Origin of the sequence: Salinivibrio sp. IB643 (genome assembly GCF_001996105.1) — a bacterium.
Lineage (GTDB): Bacteria > Pseudomonadota > Gammaproteobacteria > Enterobacterales > Vibrionaceae > Salinivibrio > Salinivibrio costicola.
The window spans coordinates 1-9,977 of sequence record NZ_MUFF01000045.1 but is presented as its reverse complement, the minus strand read 5'-3'; the positions used below and the strand labels follow the sequence as shown (position 1 = coordinate 9,977).

Below are 9,977 nucleotides of genomic sequence, written 5' to 3'. Positions count from 1 at the left end.
CGATAGTGCGCAGCGCGTTGCCGATTTTCTGTGAGTGCATCGCGGCATGGCCATCTAATTGATACAAGAATTTACTTTTGTCGCCTTTGCCGCCACCCATTACCAGCTCTTGAGAGGGGTAGACCGCTTGCCCTTCGCCCAGTTGGCAGTAAGCTTCAACATGGATAAGCGCATGCGCTTCTGTCAGACCATATTGGATCACCTCTGCTAGCGCGGTGACATCGGGGTGCGCGTCAAAATCACGTAAGCTGAATTCATAACTATCAAAGCTAAATTGCTTCTCGCCCGCGGTGACCACCACCTTGACTTGCTCGGCACCGACACGGTTGCGCCACAAAAAACGCCCATTAGCAATGTTGTGCGCGTAACGTTGCGCCAATTCTTTAAAACCGGTTTCTGATTGATAGTCACGCACTTTATCGGCCAACGCTTGCTGATAGTCCGGATTATTACAGGTTGACGGCACATGCAACCCGCTGAGCACGCGCAGTGAGAAGGTCACTTTGAGCGTATCAGCATCATGCGGTAGTGCCGCAACATCAACCGTTTGTAGGTTTGGTTTAGATACTTCCGCATCCAGCTTAGCGGGATCATTGGCGGTGGCCGCTTTTAAGCGGTTAGAGATGGTGCCTCGCACTGATTTTTCACCCACATGAATGGATTGCCAATCGCCTTTTTCCCAGTTGCCGGCATACATTAGTGCATCGGAAGGCATCAGTTTCGCCTCAAAAGCAAACACAGAAGGGTTAGTCAGTTTTTTATCAGCCATGATGAAATCTCCTTAATTACAAAAAGTCGGGGTCAAAGTCAGTGTCGTCATCGGTTGTGGGAACAACGTCAGGTTCAATGGGTTCGGCATGTGTCGCTGCCGTCACACGGGCAAGGTACCAAGGGTAATCACCGTGATACCGCCAGCATGCCTCGTCGATATCAGTGAGCCGGTGGACGCTGCGCCACTCTCCCACGCTGTAAGCCGCTTCCACAAAACTTACCGGCACCTCGGGGTCGCGCACATTAGCGACCTCGCCTGCGGCATAACAAGAGGAAACCGCGCGGTAGCCCGTCATAATCGGCACAAAGTATCCTGGTTCAGTTTTTTTCACGCGCTGCCATTGCGCCGGAATGGGTTGGTTATCGTCGTCAGGTGCGCTTTCACCATCGGCGACGGCTTGGTACGCCAAGATGGCAAACTCACACCAAGCATCAAATAAGCTAGCCTGCGTATTGTGTTGCAATAGCTGTTGATGATGCTGGGCGAGATAATCATGTCTATCACAAAGGACAAAGCCCGGCATGAGACGGCGCAACGCTTTTTTCTGCATACTTGCATCCGCGAGCAGTTCAATCTCGCCAATCGCTAAGATTTGCCCACCCGCGAGCCGTCGCTGAGGCGCTAAATCTTTCACCGCCGTGATCAACTGCGCTGCCGCGGCTTTATCACCGGCAATCAGCCCCTCAACCTCAATCAGCAAAGAGATTTGCATATTCATGCGTCCTTCTTCATTGATCGATGCTGTCTCGCCTTTGGCGTTCACCGGATTGCGGGTTAAGGCAAAGACATAGTCGCCCCACCCTGTGGGCTGCCGTGCATGAACGTTGTTTTTATGGCTCACCACGGTCACGCCACCCAAATGCAATCCCATCGTATCGGGAAGTTGACGTGATAGCGCATGGGCAAAGCCGAGAAAGTGCGTGATCGCCGGAAAACCATAAGTCAGCCCTGCGATCGCGTTCGCGTTTTGCACCTCAATGTGCTTAAGCAATAGATACTGTGCCATTATCGGRTCTCCTCAAATTGAGGCGTGTCGCGCTCAAACGCTTTTAGYTGGGTTAGGAACACTTTGCGGATGTAATYRAAYTCCGTATCACCAAGCAGATAGTGTTGTTTGTCCTCRAGCTGGCGCAGTAACCAAGCAGCAAAATCAGAGGCSACAGTGTCCAGCCASKCTTGTGCSTCACGCTCWCGCTGAAATTGCGCGYCKGGGTTRTACACATCCAGCCAAAGTGCGTGTTCACGTTTTAGTCGGCAYGCSTKATCATCARYGCCTTGRCTCCAACCGGCTGCGACTTGCAGCTGAACCCGTGCGGCATAGTCAAACACCAAGTCAGTGAGTGGCAGAATAAAGTCATGGTCACGMCGATAACGRGTGGCAAAGTTGCGGTCCCKTTCGGTWARRCTYGCCARAAAGGCGCGAAAATCGTGAAGCAAATGRCTGGCTTGGTAGGCTAAACGGCGRTTGAAGATRCTGGTTTGCTTGCTAGGATCCTCCGGCTGYTGCTGATAGCTTGGMGGCGCWGCATTGAGYAAAAAGCCCTCGCCTTGGCGATTACTATTCATATTCAATAGTGAGATGTTCTGTTTATTTGCTCCGCCAAAAGCTTGTTTAACAGTGTGCGGAAAAATTTCCCATCGCGCCGGATGATAATACTGTTTATTCTTTGCCTCGCGAATCGCTTTGACTCTCTCTCCAAACCGTGTTGCGCGCACCTTGGTGTACAGTGTGTGCGCAAGGCTGGATGAATATAGCGGGCACAGCAGGTTATACTCGCCCTCATGCACCGGAAAGTAGGTTTGCTTAATTAAATTATGGGCTGACAACGTCTGATCATTCAAAGCCAGTGAAAAGCCCGCACGCCAAGTCTCTAGCAAGGTAGCGTCATCCGTGAGTGGCTTAAGCGCGTTGATATGGCCGGCTTGCAACTGAGAAATGAGCGAGTCACCTTCCACAGTGACTTTTAAAAAACGTGCCACATCCATATCAGCCGCATTGCCGACCGCATCAATGGTTTTATCGGTCAGCGAATAGCTGGTGAGGTAGCGAGACTCGCTCTTATCGACCTCAGTGACTAGCATACTGCTCGCTCTGGCATCGCTATGAACAAATTTGGGGCAATGCGTGGCAAGGCTGATTTTTTTGGCTCGCTTCGCGGCGTCTGTAACCCAGTGAATTGGCTCATACTTCGCTTCGATCGGCGCGGCTTTTTCCGCATAATCGGCATTAGCAATCGCCTCTTGCTCTTGGCTGGCGGCGGCTTTTAAGGCCTTATCGCGCGCCTTTTGCAAGGGCTCAAGCTTCGGCTCCTTACGCTGTTCAATATACTCGAGCAGCGCATCATATAGGCTGTGTTCCATAAGCGCTTCCTTCTATCCTTCAAGACAACAATGTCTAGCTTACCGCCATAACAAGCAACTATCAATAACCTTATAATAGTTATCAAATTTTAAATATTGGATGGTGGTCAAGGTAAGATTTGAGCTTTGGAATAGAACTCCGCTATACTGCCTACTCTATCGCATCGATAGCTTAGAAATTATAWTRKTTWTCAAACRGTTAYACTGCCGCATAGGCAGCTTATTTCTGAGGGCAATACACGTTGCTCTCTTTTTATTCCCGAAAAGCACCCAGCTGTGGATGCCAACACCAAGTGATGTTTTGGCTTTCCCGCTCAGCCGCGAGGCGTATTTCGCCCAAATGCTGGCTCGCTTTTTTAATCGACCATCCCAGTTGGTCAGCAAAGTGCTGATAAACAGCTTCCGGATCAACGTCAAACCACCAATAGCAACCGGCTGCTAACGAGATCTCGACAGGTTTAAAGCGATATGAGTGATCGGCGTATTGGTAGGGATAACGTGAAGTATCTAACTGTTGCCAAGCTAGTTTGTCATCGTCGTTATAAGCCAGCACAAAGCTTTCTTGGCGCTGACTGTGACGAAACGGGGTACGCCGGATCAGTTCGCCGCTCCAGCTAGCATGTTTACCGGGAAAACGTAGCCCAGCGGCTTGGCTGACAAGCGTATCGTTCCACCAAAGCTCGGCTTCCTTACCGGTTCGAAAAAAATCAGGTTGATACTTTTCCCCGCCCGTGAGTTCCAACGTAAAGCGCAACGCACGGTGTTCCTGTACGCCCCAATGCGCCACCGGTTTGGCCACTTTCTTTGCCGACGACGCAAATATAAAGGCAGATTTTTCCAGCTTGGGTATTTCCTGAATGCGCGGCGTGGCGGAAATTGCCGTTAGCCCTTCATCAAGCGTGACCTTGTAACCTTTTTTTAGCGGGATAGCGGTGCTTTCAAAGCCTGGCTTACAATAAGCGGGATACTTGCCTTTTAACGCACGTACATTCTGATCGAGCACATGAATATTGGCGGTTGTTGGTGCTTGCTGACGGTGACGTTGTACCCGCCCCGCCAACTGAATTAAGGCACGCATTGAACTCGGTTCGGCAATGGCCCAGTCATAATCGTGATCGCGTCCTACTTCCACCACCGCCGTGCCCACCACCACAAACATCAGATGTTTGGCATCACAGTGTTCAATAGCATGACGAATCTCCGGCTGTTCGAAAATCGCCCCTTCATCATGGCGATTTAACGCCGCATCAAGACGGCTTTCTCGATAAGAACGCAACGCCAGCGGAAACTGGGAGTGGTAAGGACAAATAAAGATCGCATGATCCGGTTCCGGTGAGATTTGTACCAGCGCCCGAGTCAGCGCGACCATTGGGTTAATATTAGCCATGCGCACCACGCCTACCGACACCGTTTTGCCGGATGCATGGGTTTGATGATGTGCATGGTGCAACTGATGGATATGGGTATGGATAAGTTGCGCTAGCGGCCCAAAATCGAGGTTAGGTTCGCTGGATGTTGAAGGAACAGCCAAAGAGGTAATCGCGGAGGTGTCTACCGTCTCCCCTTTTCGCAACACTTGCTGTGCGCCCTCTAATCGCTTAACGCGTTTTGAGACAAAATCACGGTGGTAAGTCACGTAATCGGTTTTACTCGTCACCGTCTGGATCTCGCTGGTAAATTCATCAAACCAGCCGCAAATCACAGGCGTACTGTCAGCGCCGTTTGTCGAGGCGTTCTCACCAAACTGGGCATGATTAAACTGCGCCCTGCCCGCGCGATAGGCATCAAACAAGCTTTTTGCTAGAGAAGGCGGCAAAGTCGCCGATGAAAGCAACACCCGAGACCCTAACATGCCTGCCCAATTAACTAAGCGACACAGCGCCGGTAGGTCTTCAAGACCAAAATCATCGGGCTCATCAAGGACTAAGTCAGTACTGAGCAGACGCAACATGGGCGCCATTTGATGGCCGCCACGCAGGCTTTCAGTAGCGGGCATCAGATGATCAATCGTGCTCACTAACACCGGCGCACTGACCAGTTTCTCCAGCTTAGGCTGATTATTCAGCCAGTGTTTCAACCGGCCATCGTAAATTTGCCCTTCATAGCTGATAAACAGTTGCTCGAGAAAATCTTCGGTGGATTCACTGCCGCCGGTGGGCTGGTGTGACGTATTTTGTACCTCGTGCAAACGCTGGATGGCTTGCGAGCCAACGAGCACGGCCAACTCATCATCGCCGAGTTTCAGCAGCTCACGATAGGCATCGCCGGTTTGCAAGGTGAGTGTTCTCAACCCCAGCGCCACCGAGAAACGACACCCCTGCCAAGGATCGGATAACGCATACATAATGCGCGCGTTGGCGATGGTTTTCCCACAGCCTGTCGACGCCATATTAATGCCGAAAAAGCCCTGCGTTTCCGAGTCAGTGGTTATGGTTTTGGTTTTACGATAGGCGATATCTTGCCAGCGATACTTCTCTTTTTCGGCGCCTTGGCTAAAGCGACGGTGCTGGGCAATCGCCGGCAAGGTCCATTTGAGCGAAGGTAAATTCTCCGCAAAGCGTCTCGCATTAATGGCCACGCCGATATTGTGCTCATCCAACTGTTGTTTAGGTGGCGCGTTTTTGCGCTTACCTTGAGACTGGTCTGTGTTAGCAATCGGCGCGTAGTGGCCATCGCGCCATTTGGGTTTGGACTTTTCCAACGGAAGCGACGAATAATAGCGATCCGCCAGCATTAATGATAAACGTGCCATATGGCTGACAAACCGCTGCGATAACCAATCAACTTGTCCATGAGCGCTCCACGGATATTGGCGGGCACGCTGGGCTAATTGACGCGCTTTTTGTTGCCAAGGCTGGCTTAAAAATGGTGTGCCATCGGGAAAGCGCCAATTATCGGCAAGCGCTTGCGGGTCATATTTACCAAGGTTAAGCGCGTTGGGTGCATTCCAGTGGCTGCCAAAGCAACGGCTGAGCCATTGGTCAATTTGCGATAGCTCAACCGGTGCCTTGTCGGCATCATAGTTCACGGGCAACCGATGGTGCGACACAATAAGCCAAGCCACGATGCGTGCAAATGGTGATAAGTCACTAAAAGCAGGCTGATAGCCTTCTGCTTCGGTAAATAGTCGCGCCAGTAGCGCTGCTTCATGCTCAGCGGCGGTCTCAGGCGTCAGTGCCCTGAGTTCATCAAGCCATTGCTGGTCCTTTTTACCCTTGGCAAACGCCTCGAACAAACGCAAAGATACCCATTCATGGCGGTATGGCTCGCCTTGGTGTGCCGTTTGGCCGCGAAGCTTTTGCTGAAACAACGCATTGGCTTTGCCAAAATCGTGAAACAACCCCGCCATGGCCGTTGCCAGCACGATCACTTCATTAAGCTGCCAACCCTGCTCCCATTCCTTGTGGCCAAGGTCCAGCTCAGTGCGATTGACCGGTACATTCCCTTCTAAGTTAAACTTGCGGCGATTACCCACAATCCACACCAGTTGGCTATGGGTCCTCGAACGAACCCAATGACAACTGACGGCGGTGCTGCGGCTGGCGGTTTTGCTTAGCATTTTTCGCACCGTGTTTAAGCCATCTTCGGTGATCAGCGTTTGCCAGGTGTTATCACCTATTCGGTTAGCAAAGGCATCGAGCACGCGGCGGGTTTTCTTCAGTGCCTTTTTCTCGCACTGAGAAATAAAAGTCACCATCATAATTGCTGCTCCGTTATCTCATCCTCAGAGTAATCTTGCAGCGCAATGGCTTTGATGGTGTTGAATAYAAAGTCCATCGCTTTGTGCTCAATAAAGGCTTGCAGGACTTGCTGGCGAAATTCTTGTTCGGTGGCGTTTTCTTTGGCGCATACAAACGCCCAAGGCAGTACAATGGCATCTTTGATTAGGTCAGCGGCATCAAACACCAGCGCGCCACGGCGGGTTTTGCCATGCATCACCGCAAATCCGTGCGGGATCCCAAGCACCCACAAACAACTCGCCGCCAAGCCATAGGCTAAGTAGTTGCCATGATTTAAAAAGCGGTTGGCGAGATCGTCGGCTTCATGCTGGCGTTTAAAGCTGGTTTTTTGCGTGCGGTTGGCGGCGTGTTTGTAGAGCGCTTTGGTCAGCTGCGCTTCGGTAAGCAATAAATCAGCTGACTTGCTGGCCGTCTCGGTTCGCTCCACAAAGGTGTCGAGCGCGCCAGCCAATTCGGCCACATCGAACCCTTCAAGCTTAAGTTCACGGCTCGCTTGCCAGACCTGCTTTAAGTAACTCAAACGAGCTAGCTGAAAAGCCTTTGCAGCATCCAGTCGCTTTTGATCATCAAACCAAAAGGATAACCAACCTTGCAGATATTCGGTGGGCCGATACTCGCTTTGTGGCGTAAACCATTCGACCTCGGTTGCCATATGCAGCGGTGTGCCCCCACCTCCGCAGAATCCAACCAGAACGCCTGCTTGCGACAGCATACGCATCGCCGCTTGCGTGATTGACGTGCCGGTGCCGAGCAATAAGACGGTGGTATTGGCAATGGGGATATTAAAGTAGAGGTTTTCGCGTTTCGCTTCCGCCAAGTACAACACACGCCCGTCTTTTTGCATCACGCGACAATGCTCGAGGTAGTACATATTGGCGCGTTTGGAATGAAGGATGGTTTTAAGATCAGAAGGCGAGAGATCGTCCATGGGTGTCCCTTTCGTGATTGTCCCGAGTGACAAGGCACATCACTCACAAGCACCAAAAAGGTAACACAAACCGCATCAACTGCCCGTGAAACAAGGCACACTTTAATGTTTGAAGGAAGATCGCTTTATGAGTGCGTATGTCAGTAATGTTCAATCACAATGCGCGCACTAACCAATAGTGAAATGGTTAAGATTCTGTGTCCAAGTTGTTAATCAGTTCATCGATTGAAAAATCATCGACAAACGTGTCACTCGCCGACTGTCGAGCCCCCTCATCAAGATGTGCGCGCAACACATCCAGTTTGGTTTTGCGTTCCTCAAGCGTGCGTAATGCATCACGAACAACCTCGCTAGCAGAGCCGTACCGGCCACTTGCTACCTCGTTTTTAATAAACGCTTCCCAGTGTTCCCCTAAGCTTAAACTTGTTGTCGCCATAACTATCTAACTTATTCACAAATATGAATAATGAATATAGCGCTTTTGTCAGTGACTCCCAACTTTTAACTCATATTGATTCAGCCGAACAACGTTGGTGTACAGCAGCACACATAAAGATTCTCATTTAAGCTTGGTATGACTTACGCTATGCACCATCGTCGTCAAATTAGCACTGATCGTGACAGGCGCCCGTTGGCAATGTGCACCTATCCAACACCGTGCTGGGGCTTGTGTCACCTACGCCAATGGTATCATCGGGCCAAAAGTGGCTGTTCCGATAACCAATGTAAGCCAATGACACCGCCGATATTAAAATGGTGTGTAGGTCGGACAAGCGCCAGTGCGATGTCTGTCATGTATTACCCAAGCGGACTGCGCGCCTCCGACATCGAGGCCAACGATTAACCTCTGAGCGTGACAGACGGCCAGGTCGTTAATCTTTTCTAAGCTGCCTGTGCGGCAGTGAACGAAATAAAATTAAATAAAGAATTAATAATACGTTTCTAAGCTGCCTGTGCGGCAGTGAACACATCAAGACGCTTTCGACCATCACGCCAATCTTTCTAAGCTGCCTGTGCGGCAGTGAACGATGCCTATCCGCTTTGGCGTGGTGAGTATTTTTTCTAAGCTGCCTGTGCGGCAGTGAACGATGGTTGGCGCGCGTCAGTATCCATTAGGTATTTCTAAGCTGCCTGTGCGGCAGTGAACATTATGATTGGYGGCGCGGTCAGTGCAGAAAATTTCTAAGCTGCCTGTGCGGCAGTGAACACAATCGGTATTTTGTAGAGATATACTGTGGCTTTCTAAGCTGCCTGTGCGGCAGTGAACAAAAAGTAACACCGCCAGCCATAGCACAAAATTTTCTAAGCTGCCTGTGCGGCAGTGAACATGCGCGATCATTTAGGCTTACAGCCGATTGATTTCTAAGCTGCCTGTGCGGCAGTGAACATGGTTAAAAGAGATCTAGAGTGTCCCAACAATTTCTAAGCTGCCTGTGCGGCAGTGAACTATCCAAAAAACCCTTTGACAATTCTGAACATTTTCTAAGCTGCCTGTGCGGCAGTGAACGAAACGCTGAATCATCACCATAAACGCCCTGTTTTCTAAGCTGCCTGTGCGGCAGTGAACTCTTGAGGGCTGACCATCTGCGCGCCGGGTGCTTTCTAAGCTGCCTGTGCGGCACTGAACCCCGACAGCGGCGAGCGATACGAGGTGCGACATTTCTAAGCTGCCTGTGCGGCAGTGAACACTTTGACGGCATCGTTTTCGTAAGGTTTTCCTTTCTAAGCTGCCTGTGCGGCAGTGAACATACATGAATGTCAAAGCCGAGATAGACCACATTTCTAAGCTGCCTGTGCGGCAGTGAACAATGACACTGGCACTATGTAACCGACGTCAGCTTTCTAAGCTGCCTGTGCGGCAGTGAACAGATCGCCATTCATCCCCCTTAACTGCGGTTTTTTCTAAGCTGCCTGTGCGGCAGTGAACACGGCAAATCAGCGCGAGTAGAACTATCAAACTTTCTAAGCTGCCTGTGCGGCAGTGAACCATTCCGACGTCAGCTTTCTAAGCTGCCTGTGCGGCAGTGAACAGATCGCCATTCATCCCCCTTAACTGCGGTTTTTTCTAAGCTGCCTGTGCGGCAGTGAACACGGCAAATCAGCGCGAGTAGAACTATCAAACTTTCTAAGCTGCCTGTGCGGCAGTGAACCATTCATCGAATCCACGGCAGAAGGC

At 50.9% G+C, this 9,977-nt stretch carries 6 protein-coding genes and 1 CRISPR repeat array; all 6 genes read right to left on the bottom strand.

All coding sequences use genetic code 11. The features are described from left to right. Positions 1–769 (bottom strand): type I-F CRISPR-associated protein Csy3 (csy3, locus tag BZG77_RS13655; protein ID WP_077647633.1); only part of this gene is annotated, 769 nt, incomplete at its 3' end. 16 nt (positions 770–785) lie between these two features. Continuing rightward, entirely contained in the window at positions 786–1,778 is a 993-nt protein-coding gene (csy2, locus tag BZG77_RS13650) for a type I-F CRISPR-associated protein Csy2 (RefSeq protein WP_077647632.1), read from the bottom strand. Beyond that, entirely contained in the window at positions 1,778–3,133 is a 1,356-nt protein-coding gene (csy1, locus tag BZG77_RS13645; RefSeq protein WP_077647631.1) for a type I-F CRISPR-associated protein Csy1, read from the bottom strand. The genes csy2 and csy1 overlap by 1 nt, the downstream gene beginning before the upstream one ends. A 253-nt stretch (positions 3,134–3,386) precedes the next feature. Continuing rightward, positions 3,387–6,833, bottom strand: a complete 3,447-nt coding sequence (gene cas3f / locus BZG77_RS15060) for a type I-F CRISPR-associated helicase Cas3f (protein ID WP_077647630.1) — start codon at positions 6,831–6,833, stop codon at positions 3,387–3,389. Further along, a complete protein-coding gene (cas1f, locus tag BZG77_RS13635) occupies positions 6,830–7,801 on the bottom strand; it encodes a type I-F CRISPR-associated endonuclease Cas1f (protein ID WP_077647629.1) in 972 nt (323 codons plus the stop codon). The genes cas3f and cas1f overlap by 4 nt, the downstream gene beginning before the upstream one ends. Positions 7,802–7,988: 187 nt before the next feature. Beyond that, on the bottom strand, positions 7,989–8,237 hold the full coding sequence (locus tag BZG77_RS13630; protein WP_077647628.1) for a type II toxin-antitoxin system ParD family antitoxin: 249 nt from the start codon (positions 8,235–8,237) through the stop codon (positions 7,989–7,991). 443 nt (positions 8,238–8,680) lie between these two features. Next, a CRISPR array of direct repeats spans positions 8,681–9,729; the repeat unit is 29 nt; unit sequence TTTCTAAGCTGCCTGTGCGGCAGTGAACA. Between the last annotated feature and the right edge of the window lie 248 nt (positions 9,730–9,977).

Bases quoted from the DNA above. Each gene is read 5' to 3' on its own strand.
- cas3f (WP_077647630.1), bottom strand. From the start codon at position 6,833: ATGATGGTGACTTTTATTTCTCAGTGCGAGAAAAAGGCACTGAAGAAA.
- BZG77_RS13630 (WP_077647628.1), bottom strand. From the start codon at position 8,237: ATGGCGACAACAAGTTTAAGCTTAGGGGAACACTGGGAAGCGTTTATT.
- csy2 (WP_077647632.1), bottom strand. From the start codon at position 1,778: ATGGCACAGTATCTATTGCTTAAGCACATTGAGGTGCAAAACGCGAAC.